Origin of the sequence: Paraburkholderia steynii (assembly GCF_900100565.1) — a bacterium.
Classification (GTDB): Bacteria; Pseudomonadota; Gammaproteobacteria; order Burkholderiales; family Burkholderiaceae; genus Paraburkholderia; species Paraburkholderia terrae.
Genome location: NZ_FNDI01000045.1, coordinates 13366 through 32451, shown reverse-complemented (window position 1 = coordinate 32451; position 19086 = coordinate 13366). Strand labels below are relative to the sequence as shown.

Annotated in this window: 16 protein-coding genes; 5 read left to right on the top strand and 11 right to left on the bottom strand. The window is 55.1% G+C overall.

Features of this window, described 5'->3' with window-relative positions:
- Nucleotides 1-67: 67 nt before the first annotated feature.
- Nucleotides 68-481 (top strand): LysR substrate-binding domain-containing protein, encoded by a 414-nt coding sequence (locus tag BLT65_RS42495; protein WP_244187035.1) that lies wholly within the window; start codon nucleotides 68-70, stop codon nucleotides 479-481.
- A gap of 276 nt (nucleotides 482-757) precedes the next feature.
- Here the strand turns inward: BLT65_RS42495 and BLT65_RS42490 are convergent, their stop codons facing one another.
- The 3 genes from BLT65_RS42490 to BLT65_RS42480 form a co-directional block, all read right to left on the bottom strand.
- Complete coding sequence (locus BLT65_RS42490) at nucleotides 758-1807, bottom strand: PDDEXK family nuclease (protein ID WP_091790095.1); 1050 nt, start codon at nucleotides 1805-1807, stop codon at nucleotides 758-760.
- A gap of 122 nt (nucleotides 1808-1929) precedes the next feature.
- Entirely contained in the window at nucleotides 1930-2742 is an 813-nt protein-coding gene (locus BLT65_RS42485) for an IS5 family transposase (protein WP_091790093.1), read from the bottom strand.
- A gap of 32 nt (nucleotides 2743-2774) precedes the next feature.
- Nucleotides 2775-3089: a hypothetical protein gene (locus BLT65_RS42480; RefSeq protein ID WP_091790091.1), complete on the bottom strand. Its 315-nt coding sequence runs from the start codon at nucleotides 3087-3089 to the stop codon at nucleotides 2775-2777.
- Nucleotides 3090-3332: 243 nt separating this feature from the next.
- Here BLT65_RS42480 and BLT65_RS42475 point away from each other — a divergent pair, with 243 nt between their 5' ends.
- Nucleotides 3333-3728 carry an aldolase/citrate lyase family protein gene (locus BLT65_RS42475; RefSeq protein ID WP_167306651.1) on the top strand — a complete coding sequence of 132 codons (396 nt, stop codon included), beginning with the start codon at nucleotides 3333-3335 and terminating at the stop codon, nucleotides 3726-3728.
- Between the two features lie 444 nt (nucleotides 3729-4172).
- Nucleotides 4173-6998 (top strand): type I restriction enzyme HsdR N-terminal domain-containing protein, encoded by a 2826-nt coding sequence (locus BLT65_RS42470; protein ID WP_091790087.1) that lies wholly within the window; start codon nucleotides 4173-4175, stop codon nucleotides 6996-6998.
- Nucleotides 6999-7533: 535 nt separating this feature from the next.
- Here the strand turns inward: BLT65_RS42470 and BLT65_RS42465 are convergent.
- Nucleotides 7534-7806, bottom strand: a complete 273-nt coding sequence (locus BLT65_RS42465; protein WP_091790085.1) for a hypothetical protein — start codon at nucleotides 7804-7806, stop codon at nucleotides 7534-7536.
- A 308-nt stretch (nucleotides 7807-8114) separates the two neighbouring features.
- Between BLT65_RS42465 and BLT65_RS42460 the strand changes: the two genes are divergently transcribed.
- Together BLT65_RS42460 and BLT65_RS42455 are read left to right on the top strand one after the other, a co-directional pair.
- On the top strand, nucleotides 8115-8660 hold the full coding sequence (locus tag BLT65_RS42460; RefSeq protein WP_143036677.1) for a DUF6932 family protein: 546 nt from the start codon (nucleotides 8115-8117) through the stop codon (nucleotides 8658-8660).
- The gene (locus tag BLT65_RS42455; RefSeq protein WP_091790081.1) at nucleotides 8657-9649 is read left to right on the top strand and encodes a hypothetical protein; all 993 of its coding nucleotides are present in this window, start codon (nucleotides 8657-8659) and stop codon (nucleotides 9647-9649) included. Before BLT65_RS42460 ends, BLT65_RS42455 begins: the two co-directional genes overlap by 4 nt.
- Before the next feature lie 150 nt (nucleotides 9650-9799).
- Here BLT65_RS42455 and BLT65_RS42450 read toward each other — a convergent pair whose 3' ends face one another.
- The 7 genes from BLT65_RS42450 to BLT65_RS42420 form a co-directional block, all read right to left on the bottom strand.
- The gene (locus BLT65_RS42450; RefSeq protein ID WP_091790079.1) at nucleotides 9800-10627 is read right to left on the bottom strand and encodes an H-NS family nucleoid-associated regulatory protein; all 828 of its coding nucleotides are present in this window, start codon (nucleotides 10625-10627) and stop codon (nucleotides 9800-9802) included.
- A gap of 335 nt (nucleotides 10628-10962) precedes the next feature.
- Nucleotides 10963-11484, bottom strand: a complete 522-nt coding sequence (locus BLT65_RS42445; RefSeq protein WP_091790077.1) for an HAD domain-containing protein — start codon at nucleotides 11482-11484, stop codon at nucleotides 10963-10965.
- A 160-nt stretch (nucleotides 11485-11644) separates the two neighbouring features.
- A complete protein-coding gene (locus BLT65_RS42440; protein WP_091790075.1) occupies nucleotides 11645-11992 on the bottom strand; it encodes a hypothetical protein in 348 nt (115 codons plus the stop codon).
- A gap of 34 nt (nucleotides 11993-12026) precedes the next feature.
- Nucleotides 12027-13097: a TniQ family protein gene (locus BLT65_RS48860; RefSeq protein ID WP_091790072.1), complete on the bottom strand. Its 1071-nt coding sequence runs from the start codon at nucleotides 13095-13097 to the stop codon at nucleotides 12027-12029.
- A 53-nt stretch (nucleotides 13098-13150) separates the two neighbouring features.
- On the bottom strand, nucleotides 13151-14182 hold the full coding sequence (locus BLT65_RS48855; protein WP_091790070.1) for a TniQ family protein: 1032 nt from the start codon (nucleotides 14180-14182) through the stop codon (nucleotides 13151-13153).
- Nucleotides 14182-16035 carry an ATP-binding protein gene (locus BLT65_RS42425; protein WP_091790068.1) on the bottom strand — a complete coding sequence of 618 codons (1854 nt, stop codon included), beginning with the start codon at nucleotides 16033-16035 and terminating at the stop codon, nucleotides 14182-14184. The genes BLT65_RS48855 and BLT65_RS42425 overlap by 1 nt, the downstream gene beginning before the upstream one ends.
- Nucleotides 16036-16667: 632 nt before the next feature.
- Nucleotides 16668-19085 (bottom strand): Mu transposase C-terminal domain-containing protein, encoded by a 2418-nt coding sequence (locus BLT65_RS42420; protein ID WP_091790066.1) that lies wholly within the window; start codon nucleotides 19083-19085, stop codon nucleotides 16668-16670.
- Nucleotide 19086: the final 1 nt, after the last annotated feature.

The following is a 19086-nucleotide window of genomic DNA, read 5'->3' as shown; positions in this document are numbered from 1 at the left end:
AGCCGCCAGACTCGGTGTAACGCGCACTGTTGAAACAAACCGATGCCGGCTGCGGCTATATGCATCCGTGAAAACCAAGAACAACCAGCATCGACGGAAATGCAGCTATGACAATCGATTGGAAGCGTCGTTTTTGACTTTCCATCCAACAATTCTGGCGGCCGACCAAGTCGACGTCGCACTCCGAGTCGGGAATCTCCCCGACAGCAGCCTGATCGCGGTGTGGTTAGGCGCAATTCGGCGCATCGTATGCGCCAGTCCTGGCTACCTGTCCACGCGGGGCGTGCCTGCAAAACCCGAAGATCTTGCGGAGCACAATGCCATCTTGTTCGATAACGTTTCAGCGATGAGCATGTGGAGTTTCTGGTCTGGCGGAGATGAGATAAGGATCCCCATCCGCTCGCGTCTGAGCGTCAATACCATCGACGCTGCTATCGACGCCGGGCTTGCGGGCTCCGGCCTGATACGCACTATGTCCTAGCAGGTGGCCGACTACGTTCGCCGTGAACAGCTCACTGTTGTACCGGACGACTTCGAACCGCCTATACGTCCAGTTCATCTTGTCTACGACAAGCAGAATCGATTGCCATTGAAACTGCGGGCCTTCATCGATTTCGTTGTCCCACGATCGCGCGAGCGGGTCAGCGCAGCAGCGTTCTGAGCCCTACCTCAAAGCGGTCGGTAGTTCTGACTGCTCTTCGTTAACCCAGCGTCGTTGGAGTGCCTGGCTCCAGCTGTGACCGTCAGCGTAGACGCTTCAGGTCCGGTTGATGAGATTCGATAGTGTGATGTCGTCAACGTTCCTGTCGTAGGCAATCTCAATGAGCCGCACCTCGTTTTGCTTGCAGAGCTCCCGCTTGCGACGGTCACGCTCCTGTCCTTTCGCGAACGCGGCGTCTCCTCCGAAGTAGTCAATCGCACGAAAATGCTGCACGCCGTGATACTCGAGAGCAACATTCAAAGAAGGAATCCAGATGTCGAGGTGTTGTCTGCCAAGCCATCTCGGTTGGCCGTGGGCGATAACTTCCTGTCCCGGGAGCAGTCTGCGCACGCGGTACAGCAACTCGGTTTCTGACACCCACGCCTCGCCGATTAGAGGGATACCCATCGACCGGCGAACCTCATTCTCTGCCTGCCGGACAATCGCAAAAATCGTTTTGCTCAAGTCAGGTGTGGCGTCCAGCCTGCTAAGCCAATCTCGCGCTGCAGCCTTCTCTTCGTCGAATTTTCGCAACCGCGCGGGAAATTCATCCTTGACGTATTTCTCGTAAGCGGCGGCGGTTTGCAACCGTTTGGCCGTCGGCTCTTTCGATGCAGCCTCCCTATATTTTTGCTGCATCCCCGCGACCTTCGCTCGGAGCGCATCCTTCGTTTCAAGCAAGCTTTCCCGGATTCGGTCGCGGCCATCGAACCACCTGACGCCAGGAACGTCGACCGACATCCATACGCGAGATGTTTCGTCGTGGTACTGCACGTTTCCGGAATAAGAATACCGCTTCCGGTCGGCCTCCGTCATGCGCGCATCGAGTTCTAGCTTCGGCAAGGCGTGCGTACGCAACAATTCCCACGCTGCATGCGGCCGGATAGCTTCCTGAATTTCGTCAGGATGCTTGACATAGAACTCGGTAGCGGGCATGTTGTGCAGGCCCGGTACGCGATAGATTTCCCAGCTTTGCGGATCTGCCGCACAGGCGTAGGCGATGGACCAATGCGCGTTTAGCTGATGACTTCCTAACGTATCAGCACCTTTGCGAAGCACCTGTTGGCGAAGGGATTGCAGTAAATTGCGAAGCGAATCGTCGGCCATGACGCTTATTGTCCAGTTATCGTTGGAGCAGATTTTCATCTAACACCCAGCTACTCTGCATGGGTACCTTCAAGTCGTAAGCTGCGGTGCCGAATCGCTCTGTCCGTCGCGATTAGAGCGTGTTAGGAACCTTGAAGTACTGGAACTGCATGGACCAGCATGAGCATGGCGAAGACAACGAAATGAAGACCAGCAAGCGTTTCGGGCAATCGTTCGTAGTCGCGCGTGAGGCGTCGAAAGCGGTTAAGCCATCCAAAGCTGCGTTCAACCACCCATCGCCGTGGCAGCAGAACGAAGCCCTTTTTTGCTTCCTGCAGTTTGATCACCTGCAGCTCAATGCCTTCATCACGTGCAGCCTTCGCGGGCTCCTCACCCGTATAGCCCTGATCCGCAAACGCCACTTTCACGGTTTCTCCCGTAGCTTGCTGTACCTGACGTGCCAGCTCCGCCACCTGCGCGCGCTCCTGCTCGTTGGCCGGTGTCACGTGTACGGCCAGCAACTGGCCCAGCGTGTCGACCGCCATATGCACCTTGCTGCCACGCTTGCGCTTGTAGCCGTCATAACCCGCACGCGGACCGCTTTCGCAGGTGGACTGCAATGTGCGCCCGTCAAGGATCACCGCACTGGGCTGTCCCTGACGTCCCTGTGCGACCCGGATGACCGAGCGCAGATCACTGACCATGCTCTCGAAACAGCCCGCCGCCAGCCACCGCTGCGTCTGCTGATACACCAACTCCCACGGCGGGAAGTTGTTGGGCAGCATGCGCCACGGTGCGCCCGCTCGCGCCATCCAGCGCAATGCGTTAAACATTTCGCGCAACTCATACTTGCGCTGTGGCGCGTCAACGTCCATCAGCGTCAGATACGGGGCTGTGAAGCTCCACTCCTCGTCGGACACATCGCTCGGATAGGGTTTGCGCTTTTCCTTCGTCATTCGACCAGGATACCAGGTTCTACACGAAGTGCCTAACACACTCTAGGTACAAATCTCACCCAACCCAGCCAGACTTCATCGAATCCCGACGTGACGGATCTCTCATCGGGTTCAACCTGACCGTGGTCGAAAATGAGATGGTTCGGGTCAAGAACCACCGACGATTCAGTGCTCGAATTCTGGCTCGTCAGCATGATCCCGCCTTCGTCCGCGATAGCCGAGGTACGCAACGCCTGGCCGATGATATGACCTGTATCCCTGCTGAAAAAGGTGAATCGCATCCATACCCTTATGTAGACGTTAAGACGGATGTAGAACATGAGCGCAGGCACATCATTGCGCAGCATGCCTGGTCCTGGGCTACGCCTGCATTTGACTTTTTCATACTCATGGTTTCTGTGAGGCCGTAATTGCCGTCGTCGAATTCATTTTTTGGACGTCTCGGCCCGAGCCGAAACGTTGCCGCCACGCCATAGGCCGAGCGTTTCGAGTACGGATTGACCGTGCTTTTCAGGTAGCAAATGTTAGCGCATACGCTGAAGATTCGAGGCTGGGGCCCTTTCCGGACACAGTATCCATGGCAAACGAATATGCTTGACTACGCGAAGGTCGCCAATGACCAGACCGGCGTTATTGCATTGATTGAGCATCCGGACGCAATACGCGCTCTCGACGCGATTCTCTCGGTAGATGGGCTCTCAGGCGCAATTGCTGCGCCGTTCGACCTGTCCGTCAACATGGGGTTTAATGATGGACCTGGGCATAAAGAAGTGCAGCAAGCCATTCAAACCATCTCACAGAAAATCAAATCACGCGGTTTTGAGCTGACTTCCTTCGCAGTGACTCCCGCGCAGGCCGTCGAAGCGATGCGCCTCGGTGCAACGAATTTGTTCCTCGGCTTTGACCCTATGTACATCCATGCCTCCCTTCAACTGTTCATGACGAATGTAGCGGCAATCGCGAATACTGACAGCCGAAGCGATTGAACTTCGCGGACCGCTCTTTCTGGTACGTACAGGTTTGCTCGCGCATCCGTCTCCAATGGGGCGTCCAGCGTTGTTTGCCATGTTCGGGGCGCGGCAATATTACCGGCAGCGCGTTTGGCACTCTAGCGCGGATAGCCAGGCAGTGTGCCGAGGGGGCTGCCTGCGCACTACACATCCGTACGCCGCACTAACGCTGCGTGAGGCAGCAGCCACACACCAACCTTGTCTTTTCCTCCCATAGTTCCCCGAGCTAACACTTCCTCGAGCCGAAACACGGTTAACCGCGCCGACGCGTAGCGGAAGGTTCCGACGAGCGTCCGCACCCCGCATGCACTTATAATATGTATCTAGTCCGCCCATTTCTACCTGGATTTCAATCGGCGCCGGCTCGACGGTATCGACGCGTACAACAGGCCGTCGATAGCATCTATACCTTCAGCAAACATGACGACAAACGAACCGATCTGGGAATCCGTACCGCTGATTTCCGACAAGGCGAATGAAGCTACTGTTGAGGTTCAGTTCATTGCATCGCTCCTGGACGCGATAGGCTATAAACACAAAGACATTGCGGCGAAACATCCCGTCGAGTTTCAGGAGGGGCGCGAATCCAGGAAAAAATTTGCAGATTTCGTGGTGTTTGACGGGGTGTCTCGAGAGTCTGGCCATTCTCTTTTTGTGGTGGAGGCGAAACGTCCCGGCGAGTCATTCGACGAGGCACGGCGCCAAGCCGAGTCATACGCTGTGCAGGTTCGCGCTCTCGTATACGTCGTTACGGACGGTCAAATTCTCGAGATCTGGCAATACCGCCGCACGAGCGTGTCCGAAAAGGTGTTCGCGTGCCCGGTACCTCACCTCGCCGGACATCAGGCAGTAATCGAAGCATTGCTGAACCGACACACGTTGAAGCAATATCGAAAAGAGGTCCGCGAGCCACGACTGGAAGATATCGCCTGGAGACTGGATGCGTATCGCGAGTCGGAGCTGAAACGTCTGTCTTCGACGGCAACAAAGATTGACCGGACTCTATCCGAGATGGAGGTTGTCGACCGGGGAAGCAAACTCTACCGCTCGAATCAGTCGTTACAGTGGCTGCCCGCTGTCAGTATCATCTATGCCCCTTCGGGAATGGGGAAAACATCCGTCCTCGAAGCGCTGTACAGTCAAGCCCTTATGCATCAACTGGTAGTGGCCGACCTGCCCATTCCTGTGCAAGTCTCGTTGCCTGATCTCGAGGACCAAACAGTCAGTGATTTTGCGTATGCCCGGATTCGCGCCCATCTTCCAGGTTTCACCCCGGCGATGTACGAACAGGCTCGTCGCACCACGGGCGTGCATCTCTTTTGCGACGCCTTCGACCGCCTTTCGAGCACGAAACGCGAAACGGTGGACCGCGAGTTAAGACTGCTCCTTCGTGACTTCCCGGAGACGCGCTTGACGCTAACATCAAGACGCGGAACCGCTCCGGCGCTGGACCTCAATTCGTACTATCTTCAACCGCTCGACGACCACCAAAAATTTGCGCTAGAAGAGACCGTCTGGAACAGGAAAGCTCCGGCGGACGCAGATATGGCGGGGCGCGTCCTGGAAGGGTTACCTGTCTTCATCGACAGCTTGGCGAGCAGTCCCCTGATTTTCAGCAGGCTTGTTGAATTCGTCATCGACAAGCGAGTCAAGCCAACCAATCTCGTCGACATCTTCGAGTTCTGGCTCGAGTCTACCCTCCGCACGCGGCAACAAGCGACCACCTTCAATGAGGAACTACGTAATGCCCTTACAGTAGTGTCCACTGCGTCCTGGGACCGGGCCGCGACCGTCTCTGAAGTGACAGCTTTGCTTGCTCGAGCAGGCCTTCAGGTAACGCTCCTGGATGATTTGGTAGATCACGGCGCCGTAATCAAAACCGGCAGGAATCTGAACGTCGAGCATGAAGCCCTGGCCGATTATCTCCGAGCAGAAGCGTGCATCGCTGCCGACAATCATCCAGATAACACTACAATTCCAACTGAGCGGCTAGATCGTCAGTCGTTTTTCCCGATCCTGATGGTTGCATTGGCGACCACCCCAGAAATGCAACGAAATTTCCTTTCGCAGGTATCGTTGCTTGGGCTTGAGCGCTATCTCAACGCAGTGCGCTATCGAAGCCCAGTCTTGCCAAGAGCGACGATTGCGTCGCACGAAAGTCTTGAGGCCCATATCCTAAACGAGATCGCCGACGGTTTTACGCAACCCGCGACGATCTTCTTCCCCAGTCTCCTGCCGAACCTTGTTTTTCAAGAGACAGGTGTACATGCGTCGAGTGTCAGTGCGCACGGTTCCCTGGCTAGAGATCAGAAGTCCGTCAGTTTCGCGCTAGCTCCTGCAGGGACCAGTGGGCCTGAAAACCCGAAACACAGGCGCTGCTACTCATTGGATCAGGCCCAACTCGACGCTAGACTCATCGGCATTGAGATACTATACGGTGCCCTCCATCGTCTGCTGGAGGCAGCGACTCTCAACGGTGGCCCCATCTGGCACGAAGAACGTCTGTTGAGCCGGTTGAGGCTGCTCCTGAAATCGGGGCATAACGTCGAAAACTCGCTTGAGATAGCGAAACAGCTCGCCTTTTGGGAGCGGCAGCAGGGAGCAATTTTTCTGATTGACCGCTCGCGTGCTCCCCGAGAGCAAACTGTCTACGCAGACGAGATTCTGGTAGACCTGCGTTGCCTGAACGACGCGGGACTCGAACATGCAACTGTCTGGTGGAACAGGAACGAAAACGAGCCCTGGTGGCTGCGTGACTGGGACGGTACCAATGAAACCTTATGTGAACATTTCCTGCGGCTAGACGAGGCGTACTCAGAGGTCGTCAACCGGAATTTCGGTTCGCTCAAGGAAGAGCTCGCGAATTTCGTCGTCATGCCCAGGTCTTGGAACCTCTTCGTTCGATCAGATGGCGCCGGGAAACTCCATTCAGTCACGTCCTTCTGGCATCCGATCGAAATTGGCATGCCGTCGATGGCAGAGGCGAAAAAAATAGAATCTGAGAATGACGATGATCCTGGCATGCAATGGCACGACTCGAACGCCGATGCTCTGGCACGGCTTGGTCGTAGCTATATCTCGATGGAATACTCAATCGGAATTCCACCTTCGTTTTCTGGCCGACAACTTACGGGCATCTTCGACGGCAATACTAGCGTCATCAACGGCGTGAACACATGGCTGAGAGACGAAATTGCAGAATACTTCAAGATCGTGACCACATTCCAGGCAGTAGGTGTCAATTAGTCGCTTTCGCACGTTACCCAATGAACCTCTTTGTTCGGCACGTCGGTTCCAGTGAATCGCCTTCGAGTGTGCCGATTGATTGAACCGGTCGACGGCGCAGCGCGGCAATGACTTGTCGATGAGCACCTCTCACGCTCAACCGCATCGGGCTCGGCCGTTTGACGCATCCGGACCCGAAGACGCCGCCACGTGTCACTCAGGGTGACACTGTGGAGACTTCAAGACCGAGCAAGGACCAGATTGCCATCCGGGCCGATCAGACGGTTCGAAGTCTACAGTTTCCTATAGAGGAGCCACTTCGACAATCAAAGGTGTCGCGCTCAGTCCGAGCACGCAATATAGCGTCTCGCTCGGAAATCTGTCTCCTGGCACAAACGTCTCGCTTGTCCATCGGTGCCCCTGTCTCGCTCCGGGTAGAAGATGCGAAAAAGCGGCTCGCGAATAGGCGATGAACGAACTGCGTACGCTGCTGTGAACTCGGCTTCGCGTGCGGGAGTTGCCCAAAGAGAAGCCGGCGCAATGAGGGCAATCGCAGTTACGCGTTCCCGTTCATTGTTGGTAGATGTAACTGCGGCGAATCAGAGGCGTCATCGAGCCCTTTTGAGCTCCCGGCATCGCATCCCGTCGTTACCGAGGTTTCAATGCCGAGCATCCGCAGCGTATCGCTGATGACGTCGACTTCCGCGAGCATGCGAGCGATGGAGCCCATCGGAAAGTCTTCCGGGCAACGCTTCCCCTTTGCTTTTCGGATGACGTCGACGGTAGCGCAGAACGCCATTGCCTCGAGATGCTGAGATTCTAGAGTCATTTTCGACTTCATAACGTTAGATACCTATTCGGATATCGGCACCGCCACAGCTTTCTTGACTTGGGTCCCCCCTACGTGACTTATCAAGTCGCTCCGTTGTCGAACGGTCATTCCTGAAGCTCGGGATATCAAAGCACGTCAAACTTTGTCGTCCAGCGCACAACACGGCAAGATAGGGGCTTGGCTCTCACACTTCTTTGTAAGCCTCCTGAAAAAGCTCACCTGTCCGTCTGGGCGGAGGCGTCTCTGGATCAGCTAGTCATATGGTATTCTCAAGAAATCTTGCGATAAGCGATGGGAATCACCCGATGGTGTGCATTGCTGAATCAGATTTGCGGGAAATATCGGCATCGGAACTGAGAGCACCGGTGACTGATATTAGATACAACCAACCAAGACCAAAACAAAAAATGTCCGTGCCTGATTTCAATGCGGATGGACTGCTTCCAGATGGCATTCATTCCTGCACTGAGGTAGAGCTTCTTGAGATGTTCGGGTTCACAGTCTGGAGAAAGCAACTTATTCGCGCAGCACTTCGTGCGACACAGGAGATCCGAAAACGCTGGACGCAACCGATTTACGTTGATGGTAGTTTCGTGACACGCCTGCCAAAGCCGAAGGACATCGACTTCACGCTTGACATGCGTGCGGCGACATCAGTCGAGACGTCTACAGCGTTTCAGTTCTGGCTTACGAATCGGAGCAAGTGGAATTCGAGGTCGCTCCATTTCCAGCTTGATCTGCCGTCCAACAACGAATGTTTTCTCGATTCTTTCAGGCGCGTAGGCCCGAAAACCGCGCTCAAGCTGGGACTGGCGCCAGAGCGGGCAAAAGGTATTATTCTTCTTATATGAGCAGCTGGACCAAATCCTTCCGAAAGAACGAGGCGACGATTCGCGGCCAGATGGCAGCGGCGGTAAAGCTCGCGCTCGCGGCGGGGATTCCCGTCGAAGAGGCGATGGCTCCCTACCTCGATATGCTGCGCGATTCATATGAGGAAGATTTTCCCCTCGTTCGCGTCATCGACGAATCTGACCTTGTCACACGATTCGATGGGCCAGAGATGGGCCACGACAATCCTCCGGCAGGAACCGTTGCGCATGTGCTCGGCTCGTTGCAGGACCATGTGGTCAAGCTGGCGTTGTCAATTGCAGGCCTTTCAGGGGTAGACGCATGGCGCGGAAAGACACCTGACGAACTTGATCCCCGGCTGGCGGGAATTACGAAAGGAAGCATCATCGTTGGCATCAAATTCGGCGAACCCGCCACCAGGAAAGGACAGCTCAATCTGCCCATCTCGATGGAGGAGATTGTCAAATCCGTTCGGAGCGCTGTACGCAAGCTGCCCATTGTTCCTGGCTACATAGACGCCGACCGGATTAGCGAAGGCCTCAATGAGCGACTAACGGATCCTGCTGAACGAGACGCGATTCTGGTCGCGGCATCTCGTATAGCACCGACCGGACACCATGGAATCAACGAAGTAAACTTCCTGTCGCAAAAAAAGCGATCCGAGAGGCTCACACCACACTCGCGCCAGATCATTAAACAGGCAATTGCTCAGCCAGCTGCGCGCGTGAGCAGGAACGGCACGTTCACTGGCACTGTTCGCTCCGCCGACCTCGATGCTCGACGTTTCGATATTCGCAACGTCAGTAGCGTTGGGAGTTTGCGATGTGTGTATGACGAAAAGTTCGATGAGCTTGTCCGGGATTCCCTGGACCACGCGGTGCGTGTCACCGGCTTCTACGAGTGCGACGGACAGGGAAAACCTCGTCTGCTTGTCGCCAACGAGATTGTGCCTATCTCGGCCGGCCATAAAGACCAGCCTCTTCCTTTCTAGATACAGGCACTTCGTCAGTTGACAATCAGCGGCGCTCGACGACGCGTCATCGTTCTTTGCGTCGACGCAAATCGCCAGCGTCGAACTGGCGATCTGCTTCCCTGGCTTCATCCCTGGCTGTACGTGCTGGGGACCAGGACCAAACATCGCTTACGCTGCTGCTTCCGTCGCCCCGGTCGCAGCTTCGCTTGCCGGTGCAAACAAATCAGTCTGCTCGGGCGCTTTTTTCACGGCAACCCTCTTCGTAGCAACCTTCTTCGTAGCGACCTTCTTCGTACCGATCGCCCGCTTTCCGGCAACCTTTTTGGCAGCAGCTTTCTTCGTGGCGGTCTTGACAGCGACCGCCCCTTCCTTTTTCGCAGAGGTCTTCGCAACTGACGACTTTTTCGCTGCGGACTTCTTGGCCGTAGCCGGCTTTCCAACCTTTTTGGCAGATACCTTCTTCGCAGGCGTGCTCGCGGCAGCAGTCGAATCAGATAACGTCGAAATCAGAAATGCATCCAGGTTCTTGACGCCAGCCAACCACGCCGGCGCACGTCCGCGACCACTCCAGGTCGCGCCGCTTTTCGGATCACGGTATTTCGCCGGCTGCGGGCCACGTGGATAGTTACCAGCCCGTTTAGCCGGCGCCGCAGCAACTGCTTTCGAAGCTTGTACTCCACCATCTACCAGGAAGCGGTCCCTGTTCTTTGCAGAAGCAATCCAAACAGGAGCCCGTCCGCGACCGCTCCATGTCGCGCCGGTCTTCGGGTCACGATATTTAGCCGACACAACGCCCGACGAAGAAGGCTTCACCTGGGTCACCCGTCCACGCTTTTTCGACCCTACGTACGCATCAATATCTGCAATGGTCAAACCATGCACTTCCATCATGTCGCGAATCTTCGCAATGACCGTCGACGACTGATTCGTAACCAATTCATCCGCGCGCGCCTGCAGCTTCGCAATTTGGGCCTGTACTTTCTCAAGCGTTGTCATAGTTTCTCCCCGTTTGTAGACAATGGTCGAACTATGCCATACAAGGGAATGCGAGCGCCAGCACTAGACCTTTTTGGATCCTCTCCTGTGTTGCTTTCCTTCACCAAAAAAGATCGTGAAATGTTTTTATGGAAAGGTGCTTCTCTCGTACCTCATGCTTTCGAAATGCAATGCTCCACCTTCGCGCAATAGGCACAGAGACCGACTATCAACAGATAGCCACGGTGCCGCATCGTCAAATATCGGGCCCATTTCGCATGGATATCGTCTCAGCGGGGTTAAGTTTGAATCAGCTACCGCGTCGCTTCGCCAATGAACCCAAGTTGATGACCGTTTCATCCAAACTGCTCGGCAAGTCGAATGCGAAGTAGACGTTGAGTTGCTTCATCGCCCAGGCCCAACATCACGTCGCACCGCACTACATGATTCAAGAATTCTTCAAAACCATCAATTTCATCGTCGATCGCGACCCAACGAGTCAGATGATGTGTTTGGACATACCGTAGAACTTGTATGCCCCTACCAATCACAGGCCATGCCCAGGCGTCGTAGAATTTTGAGTGGTACGTGGCACCCACAACCCGCTCTCGAAGTTCCACCGGCAACGCGTTTTTCGCTCGTTGATAACCCAACGCCCGCACCCATGATGTCGAAAGTACTATTTCCAGTTGCGGATACGGTTTAATACAATCGACCAAAACGGGAGCGAACTCAAAGAGCTTGATGTTAGGCGCGCTACTGACAATGCCACGCCTTGTCCGCAGCGCGCTCTGCCTGTGAGTTGTCCCGTCAAAATCCAAAAACAAAACGTGTCGTTCTGATGTCGATTCACTCTCAATACGGTCTCTCTGGTTCATGTCATTCCAATAGCAACACCTGACGGGTTGCGCAGAACACCAACGTCGAAGAACGGTACTTTCTCCCGGGACAAGCTGCTTTGGATATCGCTCTCTGTCGGGCATAACGCCCCGCCGAGACGCTCTATTTGACTGGCTACAATGCACCGACCGCACCGCACTATTCAAAAATCGCCTTCGTTCGCCGTATCAACCATTCGTACTCGGGGTCTGAGATGCTCCAGATCCCTTGCGCAATCCTTTGCCTTACTCCTCGGCACATGGTTTCGAAATCATGCTGGAAGGACCATGAAGGATCTTCGATAGCTCTTCGAGAGCAACACAACGCAAGCTGCTGAGCCAAGTCTTCAATTACTAGATACCTCTCCCGCACTATTTCCTCTGGTATTACGCCACATAGATAGAATCTGTCGTGCAACTGCACGAGCATTTCCGTCCGTGACCCTGCTGCCGCACCGAACAGTTCACCTCGCGGAAAATCATCTGGAATCTCATGTTTCTCGATCATCGGGTATCACTCCTGCTTCTCGAAGCTCCCTGAGTCACGAGCTGCACCCCGACTTATGTTCCTCGGGTGTGTCGACTGGGCGCACATCCGTTGGTGGCAAACGGATGCTCGTAATCTCAAAGCGTGCTGCATCTTTCGAAATCGTGGACACTACGTAGTCGAAAGTGCAGCCACACAAACAGGCTGCGGTCCAACCACTCGAGGTTCGCTTTACTGCGTTAACTCTGACGTCATTCTTGGGATGTGCTTGAACATTGACGCATTTCGGCCACATAAAATCCAACGATGCTTCAATCAATGAGTGTGACAACAGTACTTCGAGACGTCCCATTGGATAGGACGTCATTAGCACGTTCGCTGTAGAAGTATCCCTACATAAATCGATGAACGACTTACCGTAGTGGTCAAGAATGCTGGACATGACATGGTCGGTTTTGGTAATCGACCGGATTACCTCTTCTGTCGGCGTAACGAATTCAAATCGAAATCGCGAGCGCGTAACTGCATGCCGAATGGTCCCCGGTCCCGAAGCGGAGATCAAGATCCAATGGACCATCTTCGCCAATGACACGCAATTGCTCTTCTGAGTTTCGGTCAAATCCAGTTTGATGCGTACTCCCATCGAAAGAGCTGTGTCGATATCATATTGCTCGCGATGCCGAAGTCCCCGACCGGTTTCGTACAAGGTTTCCCCATGGATATGGCAGAAAAACGAGCCGGGCAGCTGATGAGAACGCCTCCAATATGGAGACCGTCCCATCCGGTGGTCCTGAACGAAGCACGTTCGACAAAATCTGAGCGTACGAGGGCCACGAGGCGATTTAAGTAGCTGCTGCCCTTGCGGGGGATGGCTAGCGTCGTTGCACAGGATCGACCACCAGCGCGTTGCTGAAAGGAACGGTCTTAGCGTCAACCTATCTGCAATTTGACGGGCCGTCATTCCCACGCTGACAGCAGTCTCCCTTGCCCACCAATCAAGATCAAGGCTGTTCTTCGTCAGCCCGCGAAAGTGGGAGAGCGAGTGAACCCCCATATGTTCTATGTACCGGTAAACCAATCCGTGTAGCAATTCGTCGTCGTACGGAGCGAAAAGATAAATGGCCATCGACTACTCCTTATCACGGGGCCTCGCTCGTGTGCGGTCAGTCTGGACGATTGCTACCTGCGTGGTGACATCGGAAACGAAAATCTGGTTCCGCAACAGCAAATCGCGTGACATCGGTTTCCCGCTAAGGTGATCCAGCCTACCGAATGATCAGGCCCGGTAGTGCTCACGGTTTCAACACATCCCGGCCAGTCCAGTCGTGGATCAAATGGCTGAAGGAATCTGCAGAACACCGCTATGAGAACATCGACGACAGGTGCCAGCGATCGGTAGCGACCTTCCAGTCGACCGCAAAGCCAATCGCAACTTCCGGATAGCGGCACATTGAATGCCCGCAGAGCGTTTCTGCCAAATGCAACCTCGAACGACCAACGAAAGTCGGCCCGGCCCGCTTCGTTCTCGAGCGAATAGTGGGACCTTAAGATCCTCTCCCAGCTGTCTGGTGAGTTGTTTTGAATACGCGTCCAACCAGAATCAAGTAACCGTCCCGCGAATTGGGCAACTGATCTCCACACGGGATTAAACGCGCCAGATATAAGCGGCGGTAGACCCTGGAGGCCTACCAGCCGTTCGGGGGTGGGCCATCGCTGCCCCCACACTTCCCGGTAGGCGTACTCTCGCAGCCTCGTGTTATGCCTTTCGCAGACGAGGACGCATGGAAGATGGTGGTCGCGCCGCCAATAGGGTGTCCGGTCGGCTCTGAGGTCATCTTCCACGCACTGACTGCATAAGCGCAATGTTTTCCGCCAGGTGCGGAAGTGCCGGTTCGCAAGTCGCGGCTCATTGAGAGCACCGAGAGCCGCCCGCTTAATACCGCCGCCGGTGCGATCGTCCTTGAAGTGAATCAGATAGGGAATCAGTGTGTGTCCGGTGATCAACTGCTCTGCACTCATTCCCCAACAGAACTCGGTCTGGGACGCGAGATGGTCAAGATTTTGGAGAAACGCAGGATGTAATCGAGGCGCATATCCGAACACACATTGGAGAAGCGCCTTCCAGTTTGTTACCTGCATCTGGTCGCCATATCTGGCAACAGCACTGAACAGCGCTTCTCCATTATCCAGTGGAGGCAGGAAGATCGCCATCAGATAGTCTCGGCCGATGCGGGATCGAGACTGTCGGTCAACTCGACGTCACGTTCCTGCGACTTACCCTCAGAGCCGGAGCGGTCAGCCTGCGCTGTCTCCGAACGGGGATCGCCTTTCCCCTTCCTCCGGTTGAACGTACCGAATGCTGCGGAACCTCCTTCTTGTGCAACAGGCGCGCCTTCTTCACCCGGCTTCCCAGCTTGCGCTTCGGCTCCCTTACGGCCGTTCCCCTCGCTCCGCTCGCTACTACTCCCGTTCGAGGTCTTGAATTTCGGATCGCGGTACATATCGAGGACTCGACGCAAGGTCTCCTTCGCATCAATCTCAGGGCATTCCTTTTGTACCGTCCCGACATCGCGTTCGGCGTCACCCCGTCCGAATCCAAGCTCCATCAGCATCCTGACAGTCGCGTAGAACCGGTCTATCGTTTGTTGCTCCATTCGCGCCGCATGGAATTCAGTCGAATCACGCTCGGTCACCCAATGAGTGATTTTGTCACGAAGCTCGCCGAGCGCTGCGTCTCCGATCAGTGCGAGCGTTTTATAGTCCTTTGTCTCGATAGCCTTGATTAAGCCTTTCACCATTCCAAACACTTCTCGCGTGGCGGCATGCACCAGGTCGGGAGTAACCATCTCGACGTTCTTGCCGACAATCCCCGCGTATTGGGTCACCGTCCATGCGTGAGTTATAAACGCTGGAATCCCCGCGCTCACGGTCATCAGCGCGTCGAATACCCCCTTTTTGTCGACGAATGGCTTCGGAAGGAAATCCAACCGTGTGACCGCCTTCAAGAAAAAATCCCGGTCCTTTGCCCCCTTTGCTCCAGCTCCTTTGCGAAACGGGTCCATGCAAACCTCATGAGCGCCAATACGACGCAGTAGTCTCGACTTTTTGGGGGCAATCAGTTTCGTCTCTGGCGTCCCAAGGAACAGCACAGGACAAGCCTGCCTGTTCAGCATATTCACAAGCAGGTCCAGCATCTGCCGCTCCTCCTGTCTTATCAAGGCGTTCTGTATCTCGTCGATAACGAGAAGGCCGACTGCATGGTGTTTGAGCACACGGCAAACCTTATCCACGTAGTCTGCCGTGTTGGCTCGTCGACTCATCATTTCGACCTCATAGTGCGTGTCAAGATGAGCATCTACCTGGCCAAGTATGGATCTGCACAAAGCCCCCACATTAGAATTGTGTGGACACGTTTCGTAGATGTATACGATCTGAGCTCCCCTGAAGGGTTTGTCTCGAAATTCCTTATGAATGATGACTCGAGGAAACTGGGTGACAGCCAGTATTGCAGCCGTCGATTTTCCAAGACCCGACAGACCAATCACCGCAAGAGAAGAAGAATGTGACTGACGCGCTTCTTCCAGCATTTCGATCGACCCGGATTGCTGACGTGCATAACGCTCCTGTAGATTCTGGGGTGCCCCAAGGGCGGGCGCCCGATGATAATGCTGGCGAATCTGCACGTGAATCCACTCAAGGAGCTTGATGTGAACCGGCAGCACAATAACGTTCCGCGCAATTCTGGAAAGTGCCATGATTCTCAGTTCTTTCGACCATTTTCGGACCTCGTTATCGTAGGGAACCAGATACATCGTCCGAATTATGTTCGCCATCGTCGCCCGATCCTGATACGGCGGTAGTGCGAGAATCAGCGGATTTTCCATATATTCAGGAAGTTCAAGCGTTGGATCGTGGTAGACCGCTTGAACCTGGTAGTTGGTCGGATCTTCAAGAAATGAGTGGATCTTAGGGATATTCATTTTCGCCACTTTCGCCGGCTTCGACCTCTCAGGCTCTTCCGCTGGTCGCTCCAACGTCAGATTGAGATCGTTCGATTCAGCCATATCTCACCCTCCAAAAGAAACCGCCGCGTGCTCTTTGAGACGACGCGGCGGTTAGTTTGTCCATCAGATACATCTATAAAGCAGCTTGAACTGCACGAAGTGTCCAGCTGATCCTCGCTTTGTGCCATGACCGTCGCGACTTTGTCCTGTGGTCGCGGGTACGACGTTGTACGGTTTGAAGTCGAAGGACCGTGGATAGCGTCCGTGGATACGAGGTCCGAGAGGCTGTGCCACACCGGAGCCCCGATGTCAGCTCGGTCTCACGCATCGGCCTCGTATCAGATGCCCATGATGCGCGACGGAAATTAGAGAGCATCGTTCGCGTAAGAATGTGTGGATCTTCAGCGAGCCGGCACACCTCCTCTTGTCCGCAAATCACGACGCGGATATCGAGAACATTGGTTCGATCTACGCGGACATACACGCTCGGATCATGGATTGCGTCGGGTTCATGCCAACCCGACTCCCAGAGCGCCGAAAGATACTCGGAGCACGGATACTGAGCACCGTTCCAGTAGATGGCACGGTCCTCAATCACACCCATCTCGCTGTTGCCCGAAGCGACGTCAAAACACGAGATCGAAATACCGTCGAGGCTACCCATATACCCTCCAGATTCGTTGATTTGAGACTCATACATGCTCGGTTTCGTATATCGTGTCGCGAAGCAGCTCGTCCTCCGCGATGTTATCGATGGTCACTTCACCGACAACTGTTTCCGGCTGCTCCGACGGCTTCTCGCCCCGGTTCCCCTTCCTGTTCTTATTTCTGTCCCGCTGCCGCTGCTTCGCTCGTGCGCCCTTCATATCTGTATCATCGGGATGCTTTGCTCTGCAATCTCGAAGGGCGTCGCGTTGTGCTGCTGCTGACAATTCGTCTTCAACCTGGTTGTTGTGATTCGCCATGAAGCGGCGTGCCTGCTCTTCGAGAAGGGTACGTCGACGATTGACCCGATTGGCTGACCGTATTTCCAGCCATTCAGCCAGCGATACACCAGCTAGTGGATAAACGTTGCGATTGGGATCAATCGTGGCTGTCTCATGGTAGTTGTAGAGCGCAACACGTACCTCGCCCATGTCACTGGGGTCGTACTGAACCTCGACAGACATACTGCGGCTTTTGCCTTTGCCTCGAGCCGGATCGAAAAACTCTTCCTGCAGTGGTTTGCACAGATACCAGGCTCCCCGAAACAGGATTCCGCTCCGGTACAGGCGCGCCCTCGCTTTCGGCCACGTAGCCTGCCGCATATCCTCAACATCTACAGACCTCAACAGACCGCCTGCATTCTCAACACCCCAGTTCCACCGGTTCAATGGCGTGTCGGCAAGCCCGGCACGAACCATATCGACAGGAGGCGGTTGGTCTCCTGATGACGGATGCCGGTGATAGACGTCAATCGCACGAAGCAGCATCGTCATTACGTCGGCGCAGGTGTAACAGGCATCCCATGCATACCGTCTGGCAGTACGAGTGCCGAAATCGCGCTCTACCGTTCCGAACACCGCCTTCTGAAAGCCACGCGTGACGATTCCGAAGCGGCGTTCGCCAACGCCACGCGCGGCCGGTGTTCGGACAGGTGAGTTGCAAATGCCGATGCCAAACTGGCGCGCCAGACCCGTCCACGGCTCTGCGCTCGTGAATTCAGCACCACGATCCGCGCCTATTTCGAATGGCAGGTATTGCGCCGGCCAATCGGACTCCGCAATCTGAAGGCCGTACTCTGCGCAGAACTGCTTTTTGTTGGTAACGACGTTACACATTGCCAGCGCCGCCGCCTCCCGCGACGGATTCTCAAGGCCCAGGTAAAGCCCGACGATTAATCCGCTGAACAGGTCGACCGCGAGATATAAAGTTGGCCTGCCCAATACAATGCGACGGTCAAGCGCAGACACAACATAAAGATCAAGCACGGTCGAGTCCAGCAGAAACAACTGGCCCGGTGCTGTGACGTGCTGGCGCGCACGGCCTGGTGGTGGCGGACTTCGACGATCGACTGTATCTTCTCCGGGGTGGCGTCGTCGTCGTCGAACAAAGTTCGGCAAACTTTTGGTCCACTGCCATTGCACCTGACGGGCCGTGACAACATCTGTGCACCTCAGCTTGACAAACGTGAGTCTCGGGCCATCCCAAAGCGATATCTCCCGCCGTAGGAGGAAATTCACGCTGTCGGCAAGATCCTGGAACGTGGGCTTACTTCGCTTCCCGCGTACCGGACGGTGGTCCTTTGAGGGCAGCCTGGCCGTCACTGCCCGACGTAGGCTGACCTTTAGCAACCCGTTTTCATAACGCGGCCGTTCACGCAATCGCCGTCCCAATGCCTTCGCTGCTGCAGGCACAATCCACACTCCGCGCCGCCACGTAGCGTAGATATCCAGATGCTGGCAAATCAGCCTCTCGAGTTCCAAGGACGGTAGCGCATACTGATACGTTAAGTCTTGTGGCGGCGCCCCTGGCCTTTTCGTGTACTGACGCCGTATCGGCTTGCTCTCAATCGCCCCTGATTTACCCTCCTTTCGAGTTAAGGCCGCATTTGTGCGCAGTGCTCCGCAATTTCCATAGTCGCTGCGTAGCGCATCCTCGTTCATCCCGCGCTGCAGGTAGCGGCGAAACAACTTGTATAGTAGTGGCAGCTTGTATCCTGAGCGCCTCGCGTATTCCTGAAGGATCGCAAAACGTTTCGTTTCGTCGACCAGGCTTTTCACCAGCCACTGCCCTGCTTCATATGTCTCTACGAGCGGAGATAGAATTTCCCAGTTGCTCACCGACTTTGCCAAACTTGTAGGCGTCTGTCTGATGCTCCTTTCTGAGACCGAAAACGGATCAGGAGCGTATGGAATGTAAGCCCGACGAGGGTTGCCCTCCTCACTCAACTCGCGGAACTCGGTAGTCCGATATCGCCGTATCGACAACCGTTCGCCGAGAATCTCAGCAAGAAATGTGAACTCCTGGCCCAGCCCGGTGTACACAACGCGGTAAATGTCGCCTGTTTCAACCTCCTGATACAACTCACGGAGTGCAATAGCCCTCGCGTGATGCACCTTCATTGGCATA

Coding starts and splice junctions, on each gene's coding strand:
- BLT65_RS42445 (WP_091790077.1), bottom strand. CDS start 11,484: ATGAACCAGAGAGACCGTATTGAGAGTGAATCGACATCAGAACGACAC.
- BLT65_RS42480 (WP_091790091.1), bottom strand. CDS start 3,089: ATGCTGCGCAATGATGTGCCTGCGCTCATGTTCTACATCCGTCTTAAC.
- BLT65_RS42470 (WP_091790087.1), top strand. CDS start 4,173: ATGACGACAAACGAACCGATCTGGGAATCCGTACCGCTGATTTCCGAC.
- BLT65_RS42450 (WP_091790079.1), bottom strand. CDS start 10,627: ATGACAACGCTTGAGAAAGTACAGGCCCAAATTGCGAAGCTGCAGGCG.
- BLT65_RS42455 (WP_091790081.1), top strand. CDS start 8,657: ATGAGCAGCTGGACCAAATCCTTCCGAAAGAACGAGGCGACGATTCGC.
- BLT65_RS42485 (WP_091790093.1), bottom strand. CDS start 2,742: ATGACGAAGGAAAAGCGCAAACCCTATCCGAGCGATGTGTCCGACGAG.
- BLT65_RS42490 (WP_091790095.1), bottom strand. CDS start 1,807: ATGGCCGACGATTCGCTTCGCAATTTACTGCAATCCCTTCGCCAACAG.
- BLT65_RS48855 (WP_091790070.1), bottom strand. CDS start 14,182: ATGGCGATCTTCCTGCCTCCACTGGATAATGGAGAAGCGCTGTTCAGT.
- BLT65_RS42440 (WP_091790075.1), bottom strand. CDS start 11,992: ATGATCGAGAAACATGAGATTCCAGATGATTTTCCGCGAGGTGAACTG.
- BLT65_RS42465 (WP_091790085.1), bottom strand. CDS start 7,806: ATGACTCTAGAATCTCAGCATCTCGAGGCAATGGCGTTCTGCGCTACC.
- BLT65_RS48860 (WP_091790072.1), bottom strand. CDS start 13,097: ATGGCCATTTATCTTTTCGCTCCGTACGACGACGAATTGCTACACGGA.
- BLT65_RS42475 (WP_167306651.1), top strand. CDS start 3,333: ATGCTTGACTACGCGAAGGTCGCCAATGACCAGACCGGCGTTATTGCA.
- BLT65_RS42425 (WP_091790068.1), bottom strand. CDS start 16,035: ATGGCTGAATCGAACGATCTCAATCTGACGTTGGAGCGACCAGCGGAA.
- BLT65_RS42420 (WP_091790066.1), bottom strand. CDS start 19,085: ATGCCAATGAAGGTGCATCACGCGAGGGCTATTGCACTCCGTGAGTTG.
- BLT65_RS42460 (WP_143036677.1), top strand. CDS start 8,115: ATGGTGTGCATTGCTGAATCAGATTTGCGGGAAATATCGGCATCGGAA.